Below are 23,312 nucleotides of genomic sequence, written 5' to 3'. Positions count from 1 at the left end.
ATTCGCGTCTCAGAGGAGCTTCGCGCAGCGTTGGAGCAAGAGCGCGGAAAGACCATTGGTCTAGCCCGCGACGTCAGCACTGCGCGCAAGGAAATTGGCATGCTCAAGGACCAAGCTGAGCGTCGCACCGCGCGTATCGAGCCTGCGCCAAAGCCACGCGCCAATTCAAAGCCACGTGTGTCTGGGAAGGCGAGCGCTCGACCAGTCCGCCAATTGCGGTCGCGGGAAATTCGTGTCGTGGAGGTCCGCAACCCATCGCGACCCGTTCGTATGTCCACGATTAGGCTGCCCGACATCTTGCTGCCGACGCGGCCGCCAGGTCGGGGCCTTCGGTAGCGCGGGCTAAGTCGGAAGGGCATTTCTGTGGTTGGAATTGCGCGCAGGAGAGGAAAGATAGTGGCAAATAAGTACGTGTTTGTCGCATTGTCGATCATCGCAGCAATCGGGCCGGCCTCGGCTCTTGATGTTGGTCTTGGCGGCAAGGTCGGCGGTATCGGCGTCGGCGCAAACCTTGGCCTCGGCAAGGAGGGCGCCTCCGTGGGAGGTGGCGCGGGCGTTGACAACGTCGGGGAAGCAACCGTCGGAGGATCACTTGCTTTGGGCAAGGAATCGGTTGGCGCCAGCGTTGGGGCCAGCGGCAAACTTGGCGGCGCAAGCGGGGGCCTATCAGCGGGTGTCGGCTCGCAAGGCACCTCCGAAGCTGTTGGCCCGAGCGCCGGCCAAGCGGAGAAAGCAAACAGTGCCGGGTCAGTCGGTCCCAGCAATGCAGCCAGTGACAAATTTGGCGATGCAAGCGGTCGCCCCGCGGGCAGTTTGGCGGGATCTGGGCCGGCAGGCAAAAACGTGGGGACGGCGGCCACCAAGCTTGGTCCGACCAAAGGCGTTCGACATTTCTTCGTCTTGCCACGCACCCTTTGGCCTTCCAGAGTTGGAAGCAACAAGTATAGCCAAGGTGCGGTGGGCTACCCCTTACTGCTGGTTGCGCCATTGAAAGCGATACCGGGTACACCCCGTGCTGTGGTTCGCGTCTGCCGTCAGGCGATCGTGTCGGCGGCAACGACGCTGGGCGCCGTGAGAGTGCGCGCGGCGAGCGCAGGCCCACTAAGCCGGCAACGCCGTGGTGTCCTTACGGCCCCGATCGACGTGCGCATCGACTATGCCACACGAGGCGGCGTCGAGATTCGTCAGGCGCGCATCAGGTGTCGGCTTGACGCGGCAGGCAGAGTCATCGGGGTCACCGGCTAGAGCGGGGCGACACCAACCTGGCCGTCCGCAGCCACCGTGCAGGCGATGGTCGCCGAGCGCGGCTCAATGCCACCCTGGCGCAGGTAGTCGATCTTGACGAACAGCGTAGCGATCCGCGCACCACCGCTGCCTCTCCGCACCGGCTCGGTCAGGCTGGTCTCAACGGCAACCGGATTGTATTGCGCGGCCCATTCGGCGATCGCCGCGTTGCAGCGGTTTACGGTGGGCCGTTCGGCCAGTGAAACGCCGTGGCTAACCGGCATCACGAGTTGCTGTTTGTCCATCTGCGGCAAGTCGGCCGCCCAAACCGGGCCGGTGAGAAAAAGCATGGCGGCGCTGAGCACTCTGATCGTGTGCATGGTTTGTGGTCCCTTTTTCCCCAGAGCGTGACTGGCATTCTAGCTTATCGACCCATCAAGATCGCAGTGCGACTTTTGGTGGATGGGAGGAGGATCATCCGTGGCATAGCCGCACTGCGAAGCGCGCCAACCAGATCAAGAGGGAAGTTGGCCCAACCTTCCGGAACGGTGAGCTGGATGACCCGCCATCATGACGAGCAGGCCGAGTGAAGCCGTTCAAGCGAAAAGCAAAATCCGACGGACCGATTTCCTCATGTAGCTGACTGCAATTCAGCCGGCGCAGGGCAGTTTCCTTTTCCGAGAATGGCTTCCCAACGCTTTCTTTAGGACGGTGCCGCTCTTTCGAGCGGTGGAGCGGTGTTTCTGCCGGCTGCAAGTGCGGCCGGCAGCTTGGGGTTGCAATGCCGCTATTTCTGCTGGGACTTCACATGGGCGATGTAGCCGCGCACGTCGGCGGCCGGCTCCGAATAGGCCTTTCCGAGCTTCTTCTCCATCGCCGCCATATAGGCCGTGCCCCAGTCCGGCAGCGCATAGTCAATAGCCGCCAGGAATTCGAGCGTCGCCGCAAGCCTGATGTCGGCGATCGATGGTTTTGAGCCGCCGATGAAGGGCGTTCCGTTCATGTAGAAGGTGCGGAAGACCTCAAGCGGCTCCGCGATCGCGGCGGTCGCCGCCTTGGAGGCTTCCGTCTTCTCCGTCGGGCCAGCGTCGCTGGCGCCGACCTCGCCCGCATATTGCGGGAAGCCGAGCGCCGGGTAGGTGGCCCGCGCCACATACGGATAGAGCGTGCCGATCAGGTAGAACATGGCGCTGTCGATCATCGCCCGCTTGGCAGGCGCCTTGGGGTAGAATTTCTCCAGCCCATGCTTGTTGGAGAGATACTGCATGATCGCACAGCTCTCCCACAGAGCTCCATTGGGCAGACCCTTTTCCTCAAGCATCGGCGTCAGGTGCGCCGGGTTCTTGGCAAGGAATTCCGGTGTGCGCGTGGAGCCCCAGACGTCGCTTTCCGCGAAATCCAGTCCAGCGGCGCGCACGAAGACGCGCACCGACATGTTGTTGACGCTCGGCTTCAGCACGTTGAGATGCAGCGCCGGTTTCTTCGCAGGCTTGGCGGCCTTCGCGCTCCTTGCTGTCTTTGTGGCGGCCCCAAGAGCCGGCTTGACGGCGGATTTCTTGGCGGATTTGGCGGCGGGTTTTGCAGCAGTCTTCTTGGCCATGTGTTCCTCCCACGGGTTTTGTGTTTAGTATGGGTTTTTCGGCGAGCGGTCGTTCGACAGTGTCGGGCGCGACGATTCCACCAGGTTTTGGATCGCATCAGCGAGATGCACCTCGGCGATAGCGTAATCGCGGCGCGCCACACGGATCTTATGCGCTTCCATCAGTACTTCTGCATGAGTGAAGCCGTGCGGCGGCTCGAACCGGTAGCTGGCGAGTTCGACCAGGAGGCCGAGCGGATCCTGGAAATAGATCGAATCCATGAAGCCTCGGTCCTTGACCCCGGTGTGTTCGATCCGGCGCTCGTCGAGCCGTGCCACCGCCTGAAGGAAAGTGACGCGCGAGACGGAAAAGGCGATGTGGTGGACGCAGCCGATGTCGGTCGATGTTCGGTTTGGATCCGGCTTGCGGTTTTCGTCGGTAAAGATTGTGATCAGCCGCCCGTCGCCGGGATCGAAATAGATATGACTCTCGCTCGCCTTGTCGAGATTGGGTTGCTCGAAGATGAACGGCATGCCAAGCACGCCTTCCCAGAAGTCGATCGAGGTTTGCTTATCCGCGCCGACCAGAGTGATGTGGTGCACGCCCTGGGACTGAAGTTTCTGCATGCTTTCCTCCCGCGTTACTGCCCGACAAGCTTTGACTTGTATTCGCTGCGCTCCAGCGTTCCGAATGGCGCAAGCTCGACAGCTGCTGAAAAAACCAGCGCGGCGCGCAGACGTTCCTTGATCCGGTCGGCAAGTCCCGGCTCCGGCTCGCCGCCCCTTGCAAGCTCGACCACCACCGGCAGGGGCGGCTCCTGCTTGAAGCCCAACGCGGCCGGTCTCACGAGGATAGCGCCGCTCACGGCCGGCGAAAACTCTCCGACAATCTCGCGGATCGCCGACGGGAACACATTCACGCCGCGCACGATCAGCATGTCATCGGTGCGGCCGACGCAGCGCAGCCGTAGCGCCCTGCGCCCACAGGGACAAGGCGAGGTCCACACCTCGACATGATCACGGGTGCGGAATCTGAGCAGCGGCGCGGCCTGGTGCCTTAGATGTGTCAGCACGAGTTCGCCGCGAGCTCCGTCCTGCATGGCAAGCGCTTCTCCCGTCTCCGGGTCGATCAGTTCGGGATAGACGAAGCCGCGCCCGCCGAGATGCATGCCGTTCTGCTCTTCGCATTCGCCCCAGAGCGAGATCCCGATGTCGCCGATGCCCATGGCCTCGGTAACCTTGGCGCCCCACCCCCGTTCCAGCCGCGCCCGCATCGCCGGCTCGCCGCCGCCCGGCTCGCCCGCCACCAGAACCCGCCTGACGCTGGAGTTTTGGAGATCGAAGCCGCGCTCGGCGGCCCATTCGATCAGATGCGCCGCATAAGATGGCGTCATCACCGCCGCGGTCGGTTTTAGCAGCCGGATCGCGGCCATCAGCCGTTCGGAGTTGCCGGTGCCGATCGGAACATGGCACATGCCGAGCCGGTCGAAGGCGGCAAGGGCGGCACCGGCGACGAAAGGCCCGGCATTGTAGGTCGACACGATCGTTTCGCCGGCGGCGATCCCCGAGGCTGAATAGCTGCGAGCCGATGTCGTCACCCAGTTGTCGAGATCCTGTTGGGTGAGCGGGATGTAACTCGGAGTACCAGTGGTGCCGCTGGTCGAATAGATGCGGACCAATTGGTCTAGCGGAACGGCGAGATGCGCGCCGATCGGGTTTTCCGCCGTGCAGCTCGCGCGGATTTCCTGCTTTTCGGTGAACGGCAGGTTCGCGATTGTGTCCAGACCGCCGATCGCCTTAGCAGTTCGAAAGCCTGCCTTGGCAAGCTTTTCGCGGTAGAATGATGAATGATCGAGAAGGTAGGCCGCCTGGCGACGGAAAGAAATGTCGTCCAGCCGGAACTGGTCTTCAGCCGTACGTGTTTCGACCTCCGGCTCAAGCATTGCCGGCTTCGTCTCTCTCGTAGGCGACCGCCGCCTCCGCCTGGCCGGCCATCAGAAAGCCGATCGGGTTTTTCTGCTCCTCGGCCAGATGCGCCAGAAGGCTCGCGGTGCGCGCCAAGAGCGGGATCGACTTGATCACGGCCGCGGGAAAATCGAGGTCGAGCAGCACCGCTGCGATCGGCATGGAGACGTTCATCACCAGCGGCCTGCCCCACACCTCGGCCACCGCTCTCTCAATGCGTCGCGCCATGACGACATGCCTTCCAGCCACGCCGCGTTCCTCGGCGAGCGCCAGGATGCGCACAGTGCGCGGATCCACCGGCCTATGGATCGGGTGGCCGAAGCCGGGCACCTTACCGTCTGCATCACGTATATTGCGCACCAGTGCCAGCGCCACCGCATCCGGCTCGCCGCCTGCCGCGACCTTCGCATCGGCCTCCATCAACAGTCTGCCGCAGAGTTCCGACGTCCCGAGGATCACCGGCCCGGCACCCAGAATGCCTGCCGCCACCGCCCCCTGCAGCGATCCCGGGTTTGCAGCGAGCGTCATGCGCGCCGCCTGCACAGTCGGCACCAGTCCGTGTTCGGCAATAGCCACCAGGAGAAGGTCCAGAAAGAAGCGCTGCTCCTCGCTTGCTTCCTTGCCGGTGAGCAGAAGGAAGAAATAATCAGTAAAGCCTATCCGTCCCATGAGGTCGGACGTGAGGTCGCGGCCACGCACCTCAATGCGGTCGGCCTGCGCATCGCAGATGCTGGAGACCGCCCGCCTGCCCTTTCCGATCTGCATCACCGCTCCTTGGTCGGATTTCCGGGAATGCGTTCTTGGTGCCGCGCTTTTTCCACGATATGCTAATTCAACTCCGGTTCGCGGGCCAGACGAAAGCGCTGCGGCTTAGCTGGTGTAATGAGGATAGGGGGTCGATTATGCTGAGACGCCTTTCCATTCTCGGGTCGTTGCTGCTTGCCGCATGCGTTCCTTTTCAGGGCTTTGACCTAACGCCGGGCCCCGCGGCAAGCTGCTACAATAAGGTCCCGACAAAGTCTGAAGCCATGGCATGGCGATCGGCGCAGAGGGTCAATACAGACAAATCCTATCGCGCGTTCATAAACAATTACCCGCGTAGCTGTTATGTTCCGATGGCTACCAAAAAGCTCAGTGCCGCCGTCACTAAAAGGCCGACGATCGTGCGCAATGTCCCAAGGTCCGAAAATACTACCCGCATCGGCGGTAGATCCTATTAGGTTGGTTGCTTCGCCTCTTTTTGCTGAGTGGTGCATAGCCTGCAGATGGCGTTCAAAAGGTCCACAAATCTGACCGATGCATTTCGACATAGTTCACGCCGCTAACCCGAGATACCGTGGCGGGACGTCGTCCGCTTTGAGAGCCGAACTAAAGGCTGCCAAGCGCTTTGGACTGACTTGCGCCCTTCTTCCCTTCGTCGGCAGAAGCGACCAATTGGTCGGCCCCTTCGAACCGCGCACAGGGCGGTTGATCGATGAACTAGGCATGGTTTGGCTGACGGGCGATGATGTCGCGACATGCGACATCCTTTTCGCCAACCACCCCCAGGTATTTGAACGAATGCCGGATCGACCGGTTAGAGTCCGGCCAGATCGTGTCGTTTGCGTTCTCCATCACCCGCCCTTCGACGGTGCCTGGGTTCCGCAGTACGATCTCGGCGTCGTCGACCGAAACCTGGCGCGCCTGTTTGGCGCACCAGTCTATTTCGCACCGGTTGGACCGAAGGTTCGCACGCAGTTCGAAAGCCTGATCGGCAAGAAGCCGAACATATTGCCGCGCGACCTCTTCAGCATGATTGACATGTCTGAATGGAAACCCAGGCAGCGGCCCGCTCCCGAAGGAACTGCTACTGTCGGTCGCCACTCGCGTCCCGATCCGCTAAAATGGCCTGACAGTCGCGAAGACTTGCTTGCAGCCTATCCAGACAAACGGCACCTGACCATCAAGGCGCTTGGCGGCATCCCTCCAGAATTCCAACCATGGCTCGGCTCGAACTGGCAGCTTCTGCCATTTTCCGAGGACGGCGGCGCATCCGAATTCCTGAGCAGTCTCGATTTCTATGTCTACTTTCACAGCCGTCAATGGGTTGAGGCGTTCGGCATCGGCATCGCCGAGGCGATGGCAAGCGGTGTCGTCACGATACTCGACCCCTCTTACGAGACACTATTCGAAGATGGAGCAGTCTATACCGAAGCCGGTGGCACGTCGGAGGTGATCGAACGGCTCCTGTCATCTCCCCAAGCCTTTGCCCAACAATCCGCTACGGGCCGGAATCTCGTCGAGGCAAAGTTCTCGCTGGCAATATACCAGAAGCGCATGGCTGAACTCTATGGAGCACTGGAATTGCAACCGATTCCGGCTTTGAAAGCCGCAAAATCGTCGCGGACTGGACAGAAACGTCAAAGCGGAGCGGACGCTGGCCAAAATTCCGAGAAAGCATGCCGGATAACTGCGCGGCGGCGCATTCTTTTCGTGGCAACCAACGGAATAGGCCTCGGTCACATCACCCGCCTGATGGCCATCGCCGAGCGAATGTCATCGGATGTCGAGCCGATTTTTGTCACCCGTTCAGCTGGATCTTCCCTGATCAGCCAACGCGGACATGCAACGGACTATATCCCATGGCCTGTAAAGATTGGCGTGACCGACAACAGCTGGAATCAGGTCTACGCCCAGGAACTGCTCGCCGCGATCGAATCCTTCGACATTGCAGCAGTCGTGTTCGACGGCACCTACCCGTTTCCCGGTCTCCTCGATGTCGCGGCCGTTAGGCCCGACCTCGCATGGATCTGGGTACGGCGCGCCATGTGGCGCGCCGGTCACGAGCTCAAAGCCGAGCTTCAGTCCTGTTTCGACATGATCATCGAACCCGGCGAGCTCGCGCATGACGAAGACTACGGTCCCACCCAGTCCATGCCGGGCCCTATCACGGTTGTGGGTCCCATCCTTCTCAAAGAACCCGGTAATTTCCTGCCCAGGGCGGATGTGGCCCTGCGGCTTGGCTTGGATCCGCGAAAATTCACGGCGGCCATCCAACTCGGTTCGCGACGCAACTACAGCTACGACAATTTGCCAGAACTCATCATGAAGGAGTTGCTCGGCAGAGGTGTCCAACTTGTCCAGATCGACAATCCGTTGGCACGCCCACCGGACTTTGAAGTCCCCGGGACGATACGAAGAACCTTCTATCCCATTGCGGATTATTTCGGCGCAATCGACCTCATGATAACCAACGCCGGATACAACTCGTTTCACGAATGTATTTATGGCGGCGTTCCAGCAATATTCGTGCCGAACGAGTCGCCGGAAATGGACGACCAGCACCTGAGAGCAACCTATGCCTACGCCTCCGGTCTCGGGTTGCGGCTCCGCGCCTCCGAGTTCTCACGCGTCAAGTCGATGGTTGATCTCGCCACGTCCGAGGATTTCCGGCAGGAAATGCGGCGCCGAGCTGCGCGGCTGGATTTCGACGACGGCGCGGTCGCTGCGGCACGGGCTATCGAACAGCTGGTGTTCTCGGTCAGAGCCAATCGCCCGCTTCACGAATCGCTGGCGCGGACGTAGTCCGCCGCGTTGGGCAAAGCTTGTTGATGCCCAAGCTGATCGGCGATGAAATCATCGAAACTCATCCCAAGCTCGATCTGCTTCAGGAAATTCCATTTCGTCAGCATGAGCGACCAGCGGCGGCGCGCGTAGTGCTCATATTCGCTTGGCGCAAAAGGCAAATAACGAAGTGTCGGTATGAACTCCATGGGAACCATGTTGACCGCTATCAGGTCGGGCCTGAGTTCCGACATGACCACGACCGGATACTCGCCACGAAGCTGACAGGCATCGGCAACCGAGTTGAGGATTTCGCCAACGTTTTCTGTAGGCACCCCCAAATAGGTGATGAGGCATCTTGGCTTGGCCTCGTCTATCGGATTGGCCAGAACGTAGACAAGCTGGGCAGCGGGGTCGTCCACCGCACCGTCGGAAGTGGTCGCAGACGAAGCCCTTCCGCTCAACCTTGCCTTGATGCTGTCGATCACACGACGCAATGACTACGTCTCCGAAACAACGTAATGGATGAAACCGTCATTTGCCGTTCTGCTCAATGAATCTTTCGGCATCTGCTTCCATTTTACGGCGGATGTCCGGCTTCAGTTTCTTCCCGATCTGTTCCTTTAACTCGCCGGCCTTCTCGACCTTGAGCCGTTCCGCCAAGGCGGCGTTGAGATAAGCTTGCGGCAAGTCCGCTTTGCCGAAGGAACCGTCCTGGTAGCCTTTGGCAAGATCGAGGTAGCTCTCTTCGAAGCCGCGCCGCGCGGAGAGTTCGAACAGGCCGAGCGCACGTTTTGTATCACGGCTAACCCCGCCGCCGCCGTTGAGGAAGAGCTGGCCGGCAAATCGCGGCGCATACTGGTTTCCCATGTCGGTGGCCTTCAGCAGCAATTCGAGACCGCGCTTGACGTCCTTCTCTACTCCCGAGCCGCCGATATAGGCGCGCCCGAGATTGCTCATGGCATCGATCTGGCCCATGTCCGCCGCGGCGGTGTAGAGCTTCGCAGCCTCGACCGCGTCTTTTTGAACGCCGACGCCCTTGCTGTACGAATCTCCCAGCGCGGTGATCGCATTCGACCACCCGCTGGAAGCGGCGAGCTTGTACCACAGGATGCCTTCTTCCGGCAGTTCCGGCACGCCTTGACCGCGAATATACGCCGTGCCGATATTCGTGCGCGCCCTCAAATTGCCCATCGCCGCAGCCTGCATGTAATAGTCGAACGCCCGCTTGTAATCGACCTCGCGCCCCATCCCGACACGTGCCATGTAACCGAGGTTCACGAGGGCGGCGCTGTACTGCTGCTTGCCCGCAAGCTCATAATAATGCTCGGCCCAATCGTAGCGCCGCGCAATTTCGAGAACGCGGCCGAATTGGAACAACAACCGGGGATTGTTGATGTCGGCAGCGAGGTCGAACCCGCAGGCCCGCAGCGCATCGCGAACATTGACAAGCCCATTGCTGACACCGGGCACAGCGCGCTGCGGGTCGTTGGGATCAGCTGCATAAAGGTCGCAATCGGTGACCAGCGCCTTCATGCCTAGCTCGGTATCGGGCAGCTCGGACGGCCATGCACGAAACGTCTCACTGACGGCGCGTTCGCCGGCCTGCTGGAAAACAAATTCTTCGCTAGCAGCACTGCTTTGTCCGACGACCAGAATGTCGGCCGCAATCGGAGCGGAGGTGAGGGCGCCGTTAACGAAGACGCCACGCTGGGAAAGCGCCGCCATTTGTACTTGGCTCTTTTCGGTCGCCTCCTTGGCGAAACGGCTCTTTGGAAAGACCGTTGCAAAACGGCCGAAATCTTCCGGGTTCGGACTGTCCTTGATGAAGGACCAGAGTACTTCGTCGATGGTCAGGCCTTTGCCGGCCTCGGTCGGCTGTTCCGACCCGGCGATAGCGGCCTCTGCGCCGCCTTCCCTGAACACGAATTTCGTTTCGATCGAGCCCGTGATCCAGGGGATCTGAAATCCACCCGTTGCCTGGCGGACATCGCCACGCACCGTCCGGAACGTGTCGTAGATATCCAGATTGGGCGTTTGCAACGCATTGGCCAGCGCGGAGGAATACGGGCTGTTTATCCCGGTGCCATCGTAGGCAACTTCCCCAGCGCTCGTGGCAAATGCGATGAGAACCTGACCGCTTCCCGCCTCGGTATAGGCGAGACCCTCATCCAGGCCCTTTTCCTTCGCAACCGGGTTGTCGCGACAGGCGTCGAGGATAAAGAGTTTCACGCCGACGGGGTCGTCCTTCACAATATCGATCAGATCGTTAAGCCGCACCGCGGCGGCAACGATCTCTTTTGCGGAGGCGGTCGTCGTGTCGACAGGCAGCAGCAGGTTCTGGCGCTCGAACTGCAGGGCATGGCCCGCATAATAAAAAACCGCCATGTCCGCGCCGACGAGGTGCGCGCGGATCGCTTCTTTCAGATCCTTAACGGCTGCCTTTTTGACGTCGTAGAAAAGCAGGACATCGAAATCGAGCTCGGTCAGGGTATTGGCGATGAGCTTGGCATCGTTCAGGGGATTCGTCAGGGGAGCAAACGTGTATCCGCCGTTGCCAACGACGATCGCCGCACGCCTTTCTGCTTGGGCGTTGCCTGCAGAAACCAGGTTCAACGCAGCGAAAAGCGTTAGAAGGAAAATGAGGGGTCTGTTCTTGCGAAACGGCGAGCTTGTTAAAAGCATGCTCCCATCCCCAGTTCGTTCCGCCATGAGGCACTTCAAAATAGTCCAGATGGCCGCCGATTCCAATCAAGTTCGATCGCGTTGATCGCCGCAGGCGTCTGCGGCCGCTGCCGATGCGCCAAGACTATGATCGCGCAATCCGGTCACGGTGATATCACCCATTTCATTTTCGGATGGGTCGCGCGTAGACGCCTCTGGCCACGGTTTCGCACTCGAACTGGGTCAATTGTGCCGCAGCATGAGCAAGTCCAAAGCCGACCGAAGTCACCGGAGGAGGTCTGGCGGCTTATGCTGCATCAATTCACGCGCGTGAGCGGTATTCGGCTGCCTTGATGATTTTAGATACTTCGAGTTCCGAAAAAATTTCTCCATGCAGGTTGGGAGCTATTTACCTGACCGCGCTTTAGGCGGATTATCCCGCGCTGGGAGGAAGCTGTCAGATTTATCCGACAAAAAGGTCGAACGGCTTCTGACCGTTGGATGCAAGGGAGGATAATCATGAGACGGACAGTTCCGCTCGCGGCATACGCCGCGGCGTTGTTGCTCGGTGTCCCGCATGCGTTCGCGCAATCCGGCGGCGTCGAGAAGGCAGTCGGCGGCTACAGCTTCGAGGATGCCGCTAAGGAGGCCCCCGGCACGAAGGACTTTCATTCGGCCGACGGCCATCTCACTTTCGCCATCGTAACGCATACGGCCGGCAACGGCTTCTTTGATCCGGTCTATGTCGGCGCGACCGTCGCTGGCAACCTGATCGGAGCCAAGATCCTGCTGCTCGGCTCGGAATCGCCCACCGACGATCCGGCCCGCGAGATTGAGATCCTGAACCAGATCGTGCAGGACCCGACCATCGACGGCCTGATCATGACCACGCCGCAGGTCGGCGCCTACAACGACATCGTCAAGGCGGCCGAGGCGGCCGGCATACCGGTCGCCACGACCAACTCGTTCGACGGGAACATCCTGAACCGGAGCGGCATCAGCCATACCGGCCAGGACGCGTCGGCGGCGGCGATCGCCGGCGAGGCGCTCGTCAAATGCCTGGCCGACAAGGGCATAGAGAAGGGCTCGATCGTGCTGCCGTCGTCGACCGCGATGGGCAACATCGAGGTCAACAACCGCGTCACCTCGGCTTTCAACGCCATTGTGAAGAGCCTGAAAGACGCCGGGAAGCTCAATGCCTTCAAGGTCGATGCGGGTCCCGAGAACACCGGCATCGATACCAACCCGAACGACCCTGTGAACGGCATCGTCACGCTGTTCGAATCGCGCGGGGACGTGGTCGGCGCCTTCGCCGGCAACAACGTGTTTACACCGGCGCTCGCCAAGGCCGTCGCCCAAACCGGAAAAACGGGAAAAATCTGCGCCTATGGTTTCGACCTTGGGCCGGCCCAGCAGGATGCGCTGAAGAGCGGCGATCTCACCGGCGCGCTCGGGCAGCAACCTTTCCTGCAAGGCTTCTGGCCGGTCATGCAGCTCTGGCTGGAGATCGACCGGGGCATCGCGGCAGCCAACCTCGACACGCGCGCGCAGCTCGTGACGCAGGAGACGGTTGCAGACGTCGGCAAGCGGTTCGAGAACTGATCTCGACAGCGGTCGCAAGCCGTCGCGGGGGGACTGGCGTCCTCCCGCGCCTTTGCATAACGTCACCCGAACCCTGTCTGCGCGCATGACCGACGAAGCTTCTGTTCGCCGCCTTCCGTCCCAGCTTGTTGGCGGCTGGGAAACGGGCCTGCTTATCCTGCTCGTGCTGCTCTATCTCGGTGGGGCATTTGTCAATCCCGCCTTCTTCGGCTCGACCGAAGCGTTCCACGCACTGCTGCGTGACAGCTCGCGGGTCGGCATCATTGCGGTCGGAATGACCTTCGTCATCGTCAACAAGGACCTCGACCTATCGGTCGGTTCCACCTACGGCCTGGTCGCCGTCGTCTTCGCCCGGCTGTTCGCCCCGAGCTTTCTCGATCTTGGCATCGTCACGTCGGTTGTCCTCTGTTTGCTCCTCGGCACAGTGATCGGGCTGATCAACGGCGTGCTGGTCACCATCCTGAAGGTGCCGGCGTTCATCGCAACGCTGACGATCCTCTTCATCGGTCGCGGTTTCGTGCTCGCGCTTACTCACGGCCAGTCGATCTACTATCCCGCCAAGGCGACAGAGCACCCCCTTTTCTTCCATCTCGGCGAGACCAATCTCCTGGGTTTCAACAACCAGATCGTGATCTTCGCCGTCGTCGCGATGGTCGGCGCCTACGTGCTCGCCAAGACGCGTTGGGGCTACGAGACCTTCGCCACCGGCGGCAACATACAGGCCGCGGCCTATGCCGGCATCCCGACAAACTGGGTGCGCATCCGGGCCTACCTGATCTCCTCGCTGTGCGCCGCGCTCGCCGGCCTGATGTCAGCCGCTCAGGACAAGGGCGTGACACCCCTCTACGGCGTCAGCGGCGAGCTGACCGTCATCGCCGCGGTGATCATCGGTGGCGCATCGATCCTTGGCGGCCGCGGCCGAGTGGCCGGATCGTGCCTCGGTGCACTGCTGGTGGTGCTGCTCGACAAGGTGCTGCGCGAAGGCTGGCCGATCACCCGCATCATAAAGATCGGCAACGAGGAGGTGGCGGTCAACGCGGTCTTCTCGCTGCCGGTCGGGGCGGTGCCGGTCTTCCTCGGCCTGCTGCTCATTCTCGCCGTGCTGATCGAGCCCTATCTCATTCGCCGCCAGGTCGCGGCGCGCCTCTGGGCATGGCTCCGCGGCAGACCGCCGCCGCCGGCCTACGAGATCGGCGGCATCGCGATCGAGAGCGTCCAGACCAAGGGAGCGATGACGACCGACATTGCACTGTCGGCGACCGGGCTCGGCACGTTCCTTGCCCGGCGCGACGCCCTCGCCATCATCCTGACCGTGGTGCTGTGGCTGACCGGCCTGGCGCTCAGGCCCGACTACTGGTGGAACCTGTCCAACAGCTTCGCGATCCTGCTCAACTACACCGAACTGGCGCTGATCACCATCGGGCTCACCTATGTTATCGCCGCAGGCGACATCGACCTCTCGGTCGGGGCGGTCCTCGCCCTCGCCGGAAGCACTGCGGCCTATTTCTTGAAGGTTCTCGGCGCCGATCCCGCCACCGCAGTCGCAATGGGCTTGCTCGCCGGGATGGCCGCCGGGCTGGTCAACGCGATCGTCACCGTCGGTTTCAAGCTGCCGGCCTTCATCGCCACGCTCGGTATGTTCTACATCGCCCGCGGCCTCGCCGCCTGGTTCGTCGCCGGCCAGCAGCTGACCGGCTGGCCTGAAGGCTACAACCTGCTTGGCCGCAAGGTGAACGACATCCTGCTTCACTACCGCATCTCGCTTCCGGACGGGCTCCTGCGTTCTGTCGCCGAGGTGGTGAGCGTGCAAACGATCTGGATGCTGCTCGTCGCGCTGGTTGCCGGCATCGTGCTGGCCTACACGCCGTTCGGGCAGAAGGTCTACGCCACCGGCGGCAACGTCCGCGCCGCCGCCTATGCCGGCATCAACACCAACCGGGTCCGCTTCCTCTCGCTGATATTGGCGGCGCTGTGCGCCACCATGGCCGGAATCATCAACGTCGCTTACTTCCGCAGCTTCAACCCGGTGGCCGGCCAGTTCCGCGAGCTGGACGCCATCGCCGCCGTGATCATCGGCGGTGGCTCGATCTTCGGCGGCTACGGCACAATGATAGGTGCGCTCGCCGGCGCAGCGGTGATCACCCTGGTCCGGGCGCTGCTGCAGCTCAACGTTCAGGGTTTCGCGATGCCGCAGCACTGGATCAATGTCTTCATCGGCCTCATCCTGATCGTGGCGGTCCTGATCGACATCTGGGTGCGCGAGGTCAACCTCTTCGGCCGCCTGCGAGCCAAGCTCGCGCGCCGCGCGCCGGCAACGGACACCACCCATGCTTGACGCGGCCCGGCCAGCACCGATCGTGGAGATGCGCGGCATTGAAAAGGCCTTCGGGGCAGTACAGGCGCTCCGCAATGTCGACCTCGTGCTCTATCCGGGCGAGATCCTGGGCCTGGTCGGCGACAACTCTGCCGGGAAGTCGACCCTGATGAAGATCCTCACCGGAGCCTATCAGCGCGATGCCGGTCAGGTCTTCGTTGCCGGGCAGCCGGTGCATTTCAGGAGCCCGCACGAGAGCCGCGACGTCGGCATCGAAATGATTTACCAGGATTTCGCCCTGTGCGGGAACATGGACGTCGGCCAGAACATCTTTCTTGGCCGGTGGCCACGAAGGGGCTTTTTCATCAATCGGCGGAAAATGTACGCCGAAGCCGACACCGTGCTGAAGCGGCTCAAGGTCGATGTGAATTCGGTCTTCCAGAAGGTCGAGAGCCTGTCGGGCGGCCGTCAGCAATCCGTGGCGATTGCCCGCGCAATCTCTTTCGAGCCGCGCGTGGTTATCCTCGACGAGCCGACCGCCAATCTCTCGGTGATGGCGACCGAACGGCTGCTCGAGACGATGCTGGAACTGAAAAAACAGGGCGTTGCCCAGATCATCATCTCGCACCGTCTCATCGATATTTTCGCCGTGGGCGACCGGGTAATGGTACTCAAGCGAGGCGAGAACGTCGGCGACCGCTTCGTCAAGGACACCGACGATCGCGAGGTCTTGGAGATCATCGTCTCCGGCACGAGAGAGAACGCGCAAACGGCCGATGAGGCACGAGCGATTTAACTGGTCGTGGGCCGCTCTTTCCCTGCGTATCCGGATGGTCCACGGCCAAGAAGACGGATTATTGGGGGTCGCCAATGGGCGCGGAGCATCTGGCTTCATCAAGGCGTGTTCTCGAACCTATCGACCGCATTTCCGAAGTGCTTTTCGGATTGATCATGGCACTTACCTTTACTGGCTCTTTGAGCGTTGCAGGGGCGGGCCGACCCGAGGTACGCACAATGCTGGTCGGCGCTATCGGCTGCAATTTGGCTTGGGCGCTCATCGATGCAATCATGTATCTTATGGGTTGTCTTGCGGAACGAGCAGCAGACAGGCAGACCATGTCCCAAGTTCTTCGGGCTGCCACACCTGAGGAAGCAAGGGCCGCAATTGCTTCCAGGCTGCCCCCACTGATGGCGTCGGCATTGACCGCCGCCGATCTCGACAAGGTGCTTTCCACGCTGTCGCAATCTGCCGGTAGCAGCAAGCCAGCAAAGCTCGAGAAGGAAGACTGGCTGGGCGCGGCGGCCGTATCTGTGCTGGTGTTCGGCTCGACGATCCCGATCGTTGTTCCATTCCTGCTTATCCAGGACGTCCAGATTGCACTCCGCGTCTCGAACTCGATCGCCGTTTTGATGATGATGATCGCCGGTTTTGCGTTCGGACATCTGGTAGGGTACCGACCTTGGTTGACTGCCGGTTCCATGGTCTTGCTCGGTTGTTTTCTAGTTGCACTGACCATCGCGCTAGGCGGTTGAACCAGCGAAAGCTTTGCTGCAGTAACTTGCAACCTGCCGTCCTGGATTGCGGCAAACAAGCGGGGCCTGCTGGGGCCTTGCACGCTTTTTGGCCTCGGACTAGTCTTTAGGTCACACGCTGCCGTTCCGTAAATAACTGTAAGTAACCTGATGCGACTTGGATGTTTGCGCGTGAAGGCCACAAGATCAGACTGTGGCGCTCTTGCCCAGCAAAGCCCCACCGCTCTGACAAGAGTAGGAACGCCGGGAGACCTAGACGAAACTTGCGCGGGAAGGGGTTCTGGCAACCAGCCGTTACCGTCGGGCTGACAATTGCCTTCGCCCTCGGGTTTGTCATGCGCGCAATACTCCCGCTGTTCGGTACCAAGACGGCAGCCGAGGGGGTGGTCGCGCCCAGTGTGTCAGATGATCTGGCGGGGCCCCGATGCTCGATGAGGCGAGGAGTTGTCGGTATGAAAAATGTTCTGTTCAACATAAGCCGAGCCGCCGCCGCAGCTCTCGCCCTCCTTATGTTGTCAGGTCTTCCGGTACATGCCCAGACACCCACTCCCCGGCCGGCGCCCGACAGCGGATCGGCCGCGGTCGAGAGCGAGGAAGCCGCGCCGCTGACGCTCGATGAACTGAAGATCCTGGCGGCACCGATCGCGCTCTACCCTGACGATCTCGTCGCGCTCACCATCGCGGCCTCGCTCTATCCGCTGCAAATCGTGCAGGCGGCGCGTTTCCTGGAGGAGAAGGAAAAGTCGCCTGACCTCGAGCCAAGCGACAAATGGGACGGCAGCGTGATTTCGCTGCTCAACTATCCGAAGATCGTGAAGACGATGAACGACGATCTCGAATGGACCGAGCAGTTGGGGGACGCGGCCGCCAACCAGCAGAAGGATCTGCTGGTTGCCATCCAGCAATTGCGCGACGAAGCGGTCGCCAAGGATTATCTGAAGACGACTGAACAGGTGCAGGTCGTCAACGAAGGCGATAACGTCGTGATAAAGTCTGCCGATCCGCAGACAGTCTATATCCCGACCTATCCGCCCGAAATGCTCTATGAGCCTGACTACGTCGTAGCGGGCGACCCGATCGTCTACGATCCGTATCCATCCTATTATTATCCGACCGCGCCTTACTGGGCAGCACTCGCTACCGGTGCGATCTGGGCTGCCGCGGTCGACTGGGACGACTGGGGAACCTGGGGTGGCGATATCGATCTCGACGTCGACATCGGCGACAACATCGATATCGACTTCGACAAGATCGACATCGACAAGATCGACGTCGACAGGCTGAAGGGCCTCGACCTCAAGAACATCGACCGCTCCAAGCTCAATCTCAAGAACGCGAACATCGATCGGGAGAAGCTGAAGCAGAACCTGAAGAGCAAGGACTTCAACAACATTGCCAGCAAGGCCAAGGAGCGCCGGGAGACGGGCACGGGAAGGCAGGCACGAGCGCACGATCTGAAGGGCAAGGACGTGCGCAAGAACGTCGCCGAAGGATTGAAGGATCGGCCTCAGGCCAAACTGCCGAAGCCGGGAACGGTGCGACCGGATGCAAAACGCGTGTCGGACCAGCAAAGGAAGGCCAAGTCGGCCATAAACACGTCCGCGGCCAAAAAGGTGGCGCAGAAGAAGACAACTCGACAAAAGCCCGCGGCGCGGGTGGACAACCGGCCGCGCAAGCCCTCGGCGATGGGAAATCCCAGGCCTGGCAGGGTCGCCACCAACCATTCCAACCGCGGCGCCTACAGCCGAGGCGGCGGGCAACGCCATATGAGCCGGGGTGGAGGCGGACGCCAGATGCACCGGGGTGGAGGCGGACGAGGTGGAGGCGGAAGGCGTCGGTAACGTGTCGAGGCATTGCCGCTCGCCGTTGCACCTTACAGGAACACGACCATGAACCGGTACCTCATCACTGCAACTCTCGCCCTCTCGCTCAGTGTTCTCACGCTTTCGGCAGGCAGCAGCCAGGAAGCAGAACCGAACACGGTGAAGGATTTCGAGTCCTTTATCGGCGAGGCGCCCCCGTCCTTCGCCACGCTCGACGAACTCATCGAAGCGTTCCGCAATGGACTCGCGGCGAATGACAAGGAGGCGGTCGCATCGCTCTTGGGGCTTGAGCCCACCGAGGTGGCCAAGTCCAAGGAGATCGACGAAAGCTTCGGTGAGATCAAGCAGGCAGCGGCAGAGTCGATTGGAGTCAAGGAGACTGATCCCGACCTCAAGACACTCGTTCTCGGCGACAAGGTGTGGCCGTTTCCGTTCCCGGTCGTGCAGACAGAGGGCAAATGGGCGTTCGATACCATCGCCGGGCTGGAAGAAGTCATCAACCGCAGGATCGGCGAGAACGAACTGAGCACTGTCGCCAACATGCGCGCCTATGTCGATGCCCAGGAGGATTATAAGGAAACCGACTGGGACGAGGACGGCGTTAGCGAATACGCGCAGAAGCTGATCAGCACGCCCGAAACCTATGACGGCCTATACTGGGAACCCGGCGACGGTGTGCCGGAAAGTCCTTTTGGTTCGCTGATCAGCCAGGCCGAGTTGGCGACCGCCCCCGAGGATGGGTATTTCGGCTACCGCTACCGCATATTGAACGGCCAGGGGGCAAATGTCGCAGGCGGCCAGTACGACTATGTCGTCAACGGCAACATGATTGGCGGCTTTGCGCTCCTCGCCGCGCCAGCCGAATACGACCGCACAGGCATCATGACCTTCGTGGTAAACCAGTACGGCACCGTCTACGAAAAGGACTTGGGGTCCGATACGGCGGCGCTTGTCGAAAAGATCACGATGTTCGATCCCGATGACGGCTGGACCGTCGTCAACGATCCGGGGGAATGAGCAGACAATGCGCATCCCGGATGTGCCCCTTCGGATTAGACGTCTGTTGCGTACCCCGCATTCAGAAGGCGGCTCCCAATGAAAACTACAGCCCTGCTTCCTGTCATCACCTACCCCGACCCCAGTCCTGAGACAGCTATCCCCGGAGTGCTCGCAATGGCGGCAGCCCTCGGCGCGCAGCTGCATGCCTTGGCTATCAACGTAGAGGTCCGGTCCATCTCGAATGCGCTGTCGCGGAAGTTGGTCGACGTTTCAAAAATGACCCGGGAAGCCGAAGCCCAGTGCCGGGAGCACGGTGAAGCGTTTCTGGCAAAGCTGGTGGAGGAAGCGAAACAAGCAGGCGTTGATACAATCACAGGCGCGGTCGCCTCAAACGCTACCTTGCTCAATGATACCGCTGCAATTGAAGCGCGCTATCATGATTTCGTGCTTTGCGCCTGGGCCAACAATCCCACGGCCAGGTTGACGGCAGAAGCCATCATATTCGGGTCGGGAAGGCCAACGATCCTCTTGCCGGAGGTCGATCCGGTGAGGGAGCTAAGAAATGTTGCCGTTGCTTGGGACGGCAGCCGCGTGGCGGCGCGTGCAGTGGCGGATGCACATGAAGTCTTGCGCCGCGCGTCCAGGATCACTGTGCTTACTGTGACGGACGAGAAGCCTCTATCAGAGACGAATGCCGCTGAACGCCTGGCCCAAGGGCTGAACGCACGCGGGCTATCGGCCGAGGCAATGCCCTTCGGAACCGAGGATGGCCCGATCGAGGTGTCACTTCAGGATCGCGCGCTTGAAATCGGCGCCGACCTGATGGTCATGGGGGCATTCGGCCATACCAGACTTAGGGATTTTGTTCTCGGTGGGGTCACGAATGGCATTCTGAGGGACGTCCGTCTGCCGATCCTACTTTCGCATTGACCGGGACGGTGACGGCCCGGCGAAACGCCCTCTGGCCCGAAGTAGCCAATCGAGCAAAGATCTAAAGCTGATTTTCACCTCGATTATGACGGTTTAACAGATGAAACTGAGTTGATAGGATTGAGCAGATGCGGCTGTCGATTTGGTCGCGTCGGATAGTCAAGGGATGGTAATCATGAACCATATTCTGCCTGGTGATGATATTTTCCTGAAGCCGCTTCGGCTATTCAGAGGGATACTTCTTGTTGCCATCGCGCAATCTTCCCTTGCTGGAATGTACAGCCCGAGTGCGTATGCCCAAGAGGCATCGTTCGAGGACTTTCCCGTTTTGGTGCGTTGTGAACTAAGCGGGGTTGTTCACATTTACTATTTATCCAAAATCGGGCCGGACGGGGCTGCCGTTTATATGTCGCCCGATAATCGGGCTGGCACGATCACCATAACAGGTAAGGCTACGCCAGTAGGCGGTGAATGGTCGGGAAGTTGTTCCGGAAAAACACTCGAGCAACTAAGAACTGCGGGCCAAGCATATGACTTGCATCGTTGATCCTTGAGATGCCTTTGTTGCTCCCCATCATGTCGGGATAGACGCAGCGTGTCCGTCCGGATGCTCGTCCATCCAAGCATTGAGCAGCGTGTAGGCGACCGCAAGCACGGTAGGGCCTATAAAGATGCCCAGCATGCCAAACGCCACAAGGCCGCCGATAACACCGGCCAGAATAAGCAACATGGGAAGATCCGCGCCCCTGCGGATCAAGACGGGGCGGATGAACTGGTCCATCGTCGCTGCGACAACCGCAAAGAGCAGCAACACCGTAGCCCACAGTGAATCGCCTGACGAATACATCCAGATTGCTACTGGCGCCATTACCAGGATGGGGCCGAGTTGGATCAGGCACAATATGAAGATCAATGCCATTAGCACACCAGCATAGGGTACGCCCGCAACGGCCAGCCCAATGCCGGCCACAGCGCTCTGCGCAACGGCGGTCACCACCACGCCCAAGGCCACGGCGCGGATCGCCTGGCCGGCCAGCACCACGGCAGTCTCTCCGCGAATACCGCCTAGCCGGCGGCCGAACAGGATTGCGGTGGCAGCGGCGCGTTCACCTCCCGAATACATGACCGCGGCGATTCCCGTTGTCAGGAGGAAGTGGATGAATACGCCACCAAGGCTTCCCGTCGCCGATGCTAACCAGTAGGTCAGCTTTCCCGCATAGGGAGAGATCAATTCCTGCATGCCCGCCGAGTTGAGCTTTTCCCATGCTTCGGTGGCGCGTGCTCCGACGAGTGGTACTTCCGTCAACCAGGCAGGTGGCGTTGGCAGCCGCAGCGAAAGGATCGACCGAACCAGATCGCCAACCTGGTCGATATTTGTGATGACCGTGCTGAGTGCCAGCCAAATGGGTACAATCACAAGCAACAGCAGGGTCGACGTCATGATCAGGACCGCAAGGCCGCGGTGATTTCCGGTATGGCGTTGCAACCAAAGCATAAGCGGCCAGGTGGCGAGCACCAGTGTGGCAGCCCAGACGATCGCCGGCAGAAACGGTTTCAAAACCCAGAGGCTGGCTATGAGTAGACTGCCGATGAACAGCACCCCAAGCGTGACACGCGTGAGATCCTGGCGCGGATTGACGAGGTGAGGCGAACCGACCGGGTCCATTACAACCCCTCCAAACAAACCCTGACGGTCGACCAGCTTTCTAGACTGGTGGTGGAAGCAGGTAGATCGTCATGGCGAAAATCACATAGACCATTATCAGCAGCACCCCGACGAACCATGCTGAACGTCCGCCACTGGTCAACAGGGATGCAGTTATCGTTGCAATGAGCACCATGGAGACGGCCCCGGGCCAGAACAGCAAGTCCATAGGCGCCGGGCCAATGACGTAGCTGAGGAACACCATCATTGGCGCCACGAAGAGCGCGATCTGTGCCGCGGCCCCGAGCGCAATGCCAACGCTCAGGTCCAGCCGGTTCTTGCGCGCGCCGGAGAATGCCGATGCCATCTCGGCCGAGCCGCCCACCAATGCAACGACGACAAAACCCACAAATGCCGGGGTCATGCCCAGCGTGGCGGCCGCCTGCTGCACGGACTCAACGAACACTTCACTTACCAAGGCTACGAGGACCGTGACGCCGGCCAGCGTCGCAAGTGCAAGTCCCATGGGCCACGTTTCTTCGCCTGCCTCCGCATGTGCGGTGCCAGCAAAAAGTTCCCGGTGGGACCTGAGTGAAAAAAGCAGGCCCATCGCATAGGTGCCGACCAGGATCACCGACAGTCCAACGCTCAGCTGCTGCGTGAAGGCTGAGGTATCCAGGGCATCGACGTGGGATACCATCGATGGTGTGACCATCGCGATCGTGGCCAGAAGCAGCAGGCTCGTTTGCAGCCGGGCGCTCTCTCTGTTGTAGACCTGGACATGGTATTTGAGGCCGCCGAGCAGAAACGAGACACCCAGCATGAACAGAGTGTTGGCGACAATAGCTCCAGCGATGGAAGCCTTCACCAAGGTGTACTGACCGGCATGCAGTGCAGTCAATGCAATGACCAGTTCTGTAAGATTTCCGAGCGTGGCGTTGAGCAGACCACCAACCGAATCCCCAGTCTTGGATGCTACCGCTTCGGTTGCGGCGCTCAGCAATGTGGCCAGCGGCAAGATCGCCAGTACTGAAAGCACGAAGAGCAGTGTATGCGCTTCCGGGTCGAAAAATCTGACAAGGAAGACCACCGGAACAAACAGCAGGAGCCAGAGAACGGCATTGGAGCGGATCTCACTCAGCAAGGGGCTCATTTTGTCTGCCTTCGTCCAGGGGATTGCGGTCTGTGGCCTTCAGCGCCTGCACTGCGACCGCGGCAACAAGCCCCGTCACCACGATACCCGCGAAGCCGATCGCTACCGCCAGCAACCGGCTAAGAAAATGTTGCGGAGCATAATCGCCGTAACCGATCGTAAGGCCCGTCACGAAGGTGAAATAAAGAGCTTCATCGATCCGCCAGTTCTCTATGCGGCCGATGATAAGACCGGCTGCCATCATCGCGAGGAATATCCCGGAAAAGATCGGCCACAGGACACGCAGTTGCTGTAGGAGCGCACGAAAAAACGTGCGCCTCATCCGTCGTGATCGGTGC

20 protein-coding genes are annotated in these 23,312 nt (G+C 60.6%); 10 read left to right on the top strand and 10 right to left on the bottom strand.

From position 1 onward, the window contains the following. The first annotated feature begins 396 nt into the window (after positions 1-396). Complete coding sequence (locus F3H98_RS03575) at positions 397-1,245, top strand: helicase (protein ID WP_425294804.1); 849 nt, start codon at positions 397-399, stop codon at positions 1,243-1,245. Here the strand turns inward: F3H98_RS03575 and F3H98_RS03570 are convergent. The 5 genes from F3H98_RS03570 to F3H98_RS03550 form a co-directional block, all read right to left on the bottom strand. Next, complete coding sequence (locus tag F3H98_RS03570) at positions 1,242-1,604, bottom strand: hypothetical protein (protein WP_149758292.1); 363 nt, start codon at positions 1,602-1,604, stop codon at positions 1,242-1,244. The two genes, F3H98_RS03575 and F3H98_RS03570, sit on opposite strands and share 4 nt — an antisense overlap. Positions 1,605-2,011: 407 nt before the next feature. Continuing rightward, the gene (locus F3H98_RS03565; RefSeq protein ID WP_149758290.1) at positions 2,012-2,824 is read right to left on the bottom strand and encodes a glutathione S-transferase family protein; all 813 of its coding nucleotides are present in this window, start codon (positions 2,822-2,824) and stop codon (positions 2,012-2,014) included. Positions 2,825-2,848: 24 nt separating this feature from the next. Next, complete coding sequence (locus F3H98_RS03560) at positions 2,849-3,430, bottom strand: VOC family protein (protein ID WP_149758288.1); 582 nt, start codon at positions 3,428-3,430, stop codon at positions 2,849-2,851. A 14-nt stretch (positions 3,431-3,444) separates the two neighbouring features. Then, positions 3,445-4,746: a phenylacetate--CoA ligase family protein gene (locus F3H98_RS03555; RefSeq protein WP_149758285.1), complete on the bottom strand. Its 1,302-nt coding sequence runs from the start codon at positions 4,744-4,746 to the stop codon at positions 3,445-3,447. Next, on the bottom strand, positions 4,739-5,533 hold the full coding sequence (locus tag F3H98_RS03550; protein ID WP_149758283.1) for a citryl-CoA lyase: 795 nt from the start codon (positions 5,531-5,533) through the stop codon (positions 4,739-4,741). The genes F3H98_RS03555 and F3H98_RS03550 overlap by 8 nt, the downstream gene beginning before the upstream one ends. A 720-nt stretch (positions 5,534-6,253) precedes the next feature. On the opposite strand from F3H98_RS03550, the gene F3H98_RS03545 reads away from it, so the two are divergent. Then, a complete protein-coding gene (locus tag F3H98_RS03545) occupies positions 6,254-8,332 on the top strand; it encodes a glycosyltransferase (RefSeq protein WP_244621591.1) in 2,079 nt (692 codons plus the stop codon). Here the strand turns inward: F3H98_RS03545 and F3H98_RS03540 are convergent. Further along, on the bottom strand, positions 8,308-8,808 hold the full coding sequence (locus F3H98_RS03540; RefSeq protein ID WP_149758279.1) for a hypothetical protein: 501 nt from the start codon (positions 8,806-8,808) through the stop codon (positions 8,308-8,310). The genes F3H98_RS03545 and F3H98_RS03540 overlap by 25 nt on opposite strands. Positions 8,809-8,845: 37 nt before the next feature. Next, positions 8,846-10,996 (bottom strand): caspase family protein, encoded by a 2,151-nt coding sequence (locus tag F3H98_RS03535; RefSeq protein ID WP_149758278.1) that lies wholly within the window; start codon positions 10,994-10,996, stop codon positions 8,846-8,848. A gap of 498 nt (positions 10,997-11,494) precedes the next feature. Here F3H98_RS03535 and F3H98_RS03530 point away from each other — a divergent pair, with 498 nt between their 5' ends. The 8 genes from F3H98_RS03530 to F3H98_RS03495 all read left to right on the top strand — a co-directional run bounded on the left by F3H98_RS03530 (position 11,495) and on the right by F3H98_RS03495 (position 20,723). Next, on the top strand, positions 11,495-12,577 hold the full coding sequence (locus F3H98_RS03530; RefSeq protein ID WP_149758275.1) for a substrate-binding domain-containing protein: 1,083 nt from the start codon (positions 11,495-11,497) through the stop codon (positions 12,575-12,577). An 85-nt stretch (positions 12,578-12,662) separates the two neighbouring features. After that, positions 12,663-14,912: an ABC transporter permease gene (locus F3H98_RS03525; protein WP_149758273.1), complete on the top strand. Its 2,250-nt coding sequence runs from the start codon at positions 12,663-12,665 to the stop codon at positions 14,910-14,912. Next, a complete protein-coding gene (locus tag F3H98_RS03520; RefSeq protein WP_149758271.1) occupies positions 14,905-15,687 on the top strand; it encodes an ATP-binding cassette domain-containing protein in 783 nt (260 codons plus the stop codon). Before F3H98_RS03525 ends, F3H98_RS03520 begins: the two co-directional genes overlap by 8 nt. A gap of 74 nt (positions 15,688-15,761) precedes the next feature. Beyond that, positions 15,762-16,424 carry a VIT family protein gene (locus F3H98_RS03515; protein ID WP_149758268.1) on the top strand — a complete coding sequence of 221 codons (663 nt, stop codon included), beginning with the start codon at positions 15,762-15,764 and terminating at the stop codon, positions 16,422-16,424. Positions 16,425-16,876: 452 nt separating this feature from the next. After that, complete coding sequence (locus tag F3H98_RS03510; protein ID WP_244621590.1) at positions 16,877-18,265, top strand: DUF3300 domain-containing protein; 1,389 nt, start codon at positions 16,877-16,879, stop codon at positions 18,263-18,265. A gap of 48 nt (positions 18,266-18,313) precedes the next feature. Beyond that, positions 18,314-19,264, top strand: a complete 951-nt coding sequence (locus tag F3H98_RS03505) for a DUF2950 domain-containing protein (RefSeq protein ID WP_149758265.1) — start codon at positions 18,314-18,316, stop codon at positions 19,262-19,264. Positions 19,265-19,342: 78 nt separating this feature from the next. Next, entirely contained in the window at positions 19,343-20,176 is an 834-nt protein-coding gene (locus F3H98_RS03500) for a universal stress protein (protein WP_149758263.1), read from the top strand. Positions 20,177-20,351: 175 nt separating this feature from the next. Next, positions 20,352-20,723 carry a hypothetical protein gene (locus F3H98_RS03495; protein ID WP_244621589.1) on the top strand — a complete coding sequence of 124 codons (372 nt, stop codon included), beginning with the start codon at positions 20,352-20,354 and terminating at the stop codon, positions 20,721-20,723. A 27-nt stretch (positions 20,724-20,750) separates the two neighbouring features. Here F3H98_RS03495 and ydiK read toward each other — a convergent pair whose 3' ends face one another. From ydiK to F3H98_RS03480, 3 genes are read right to left on the bottom strand one after another with little or no spacing between them, the layout of a single operon-like run. Next, positions 20,751-21,842: an AI-2E family transporter YdiK gene (ydiK, locus tag F3H98_RS03490; protein ID WP_149758261.1), complete on the bottom strand. Its 1,092-nt coding sequence runs from the start codon at positions 21,840-21,842 to the stop codon at positions 20,751-20,753. 40 nt (positions 21,843-21,882) lie between these two features. After that, positions 21,883-22,974 carry a calcium/proton exchanger gene (cax, locus tag F3H98_RS03485; RefSeq protein ID WP_149758259.1) on the bottom strand — a complete coding sequence of 364 codons (1,092 nt, stop codon included), beginning with the start codon at positions 22,972-22,974 and terminating at the stop codon, positions 21,883-21,885. Next, positions 22,955-23,296: a potassium channel family protein gene (locus tag F3H98_RS03480; protein ID WP_149758257.1), complete on the bottom strand. Its 342-nt coding sequence runs from the start codon at positions 23,294-23,296 to the stop codon at positions 22,955-22,957. The genes cax and F3H98_RS03480 overlap by 20 nt, the downstream gene beginning before the upstream one ends. Between the last annotated feature and the right edge of the window lie 16 nt (positions 23,297-23,312).

The sequence above is a fragment of the Neomesorhizobium albiziae genome (assembly GCF_900114255.1).
GTDB classification, from domain to species: domain Bacteria; phylum Pseudomonadota; class Alphaproteobacteria; order Rhizobiales; family Rhizobiaceae; genus Neomesorhizobium; species Neomesorhizobium albiziae.
Note: the sequence above shows the minus strand (reverse complement) of the source record. Positions and strands in the feature narration are given on the sequence as shown.

Bases quoted from the DNA above. Each gene is read 5' to 3' on its own strand.
- F3H98_RS03565 (WP_149758290.1), bottom strand. From the start codon at position 2,824: ATGGCCAAGAAGACTGCTGCAAAACCCGCCGCCAAATCCGCCAAGAAA.
- F3H98_RS03515 (WP_149758268.1), top strand. From the start codon at position 15,762: ATGGGCGCGGAGCATCTGGCTTCATCAAGGCGTGTTCTCGAACCTATC.
- F3H98_RS03505 (WP_149758265.1), top strand. From the start codon at position 18,314: ATGAACCGGTACCTCATCACTGCAACTCTCGCCCTCTCGCTCAGTGTT.
- F3H98_RS03520 (WP_149758271.1), top strand. From the start codon at position 14,905: ATGCTTGACGCGGCCCGGCCAGCACCGATCGTGGAGATGCGCGGCATT.
- F3H98_RS03510 (WP_244621590.1), top strand. From the start codon at position 16,877: ATGAAAAATGTTCTGTTCAACATAAGCCGAGCCGCCGCCGCAGCTCTC.
- F3H98_RS03560 (WP_149758288.1), bottom strand. From the start codon at position 3,430: ATGCAGAAACTTCAGTCCCAGGGCGTGCACCACATCACTCTGGTCGGC.
- F3H98_RS03525 (WP_149758273.1), top strand. From the start codon at position 12,663: ATGACCGACGAAGCTTCTGTTCGCCGCCTTCCGTCCCAGCTTGTTGGC.
- cax (WP_149758259.1), bottom strand. From the start codon at position 22,974: ATGAGCCCCTTGCTGAGTGAGATCCGCTCCAATGCCGTTCTCTGGCTC.
- F3H98_RS03495 (WP_244621589.1), top strand. From the start codon at position 20,352: ATGAACCATATTCTGCCTGGTGATGATATTTTCCTGAAGCCGCTTCGG.
- F3H98_RS03500 (WP_149758263.1), top strand. From the start codon at position 19,343: ATGAAAACTACAGCCCTGCTTCCTGTCATCACCTACCCCGACCCCAGT.
- F3H98_RS03530 (WP_149758275.1), top strand. From the start codon at position 11,495: ATGAGACGGACAGTTCCGCTCGCGGCATACGCCGCGGCGTTGTTGCTC.
- ydiK (WP_149758261.1), bottom strand. From the start codon at position 21,842: ATGGACCCGGTCGGTTCGCCTCACCTCGTCAATCCGCGCCAGGATCTC.
- F3H98_RS03550 (WP_149758283.1), bottom strand. From the start codon at position 5,533: ATGCAGATCGGAAAGGGCAGGCGGGCGGTCTCCAGCATCTGCGATGCG.
- F3H98_RS03545 (WP_244621591.1), top strand. From the start codon at position 6,254: ATGGTTTGGCTGACGGGCGATGATGTCGCGACATGCGACATCCTTTTC.
- F3H98_RS03480 (WP_149758257.1), bottom strand. From the start codon at position 23,296: ATGAGGCGCACGTTTTTTCGTGCGCTCCTACAGCAACTGCGTGTCCTG.
- F3H98_RS03535 (WP_149758278.1), bottom strand. From the start codon at position 10,996: ATGCTTTTAACAAGCTCGCCGTTTCGCAAGAACAGACCCCTCATTTTC.
- F3H98_RS03555 (WP_149758285.1), bottom strand. From the start codon at position 4,746: ATGCTTGAGCCGGAGGTCGAAACACGTACGGCTGAAGACCAGTTCCGG.
- F3H98_RS03570 (WP_149758292.1), bottom strand. From the start codon at position 1,604: ATGCACACGATCAGAGTGCTCAGCGCCGCCATGCTTTTTCTCACCGGC.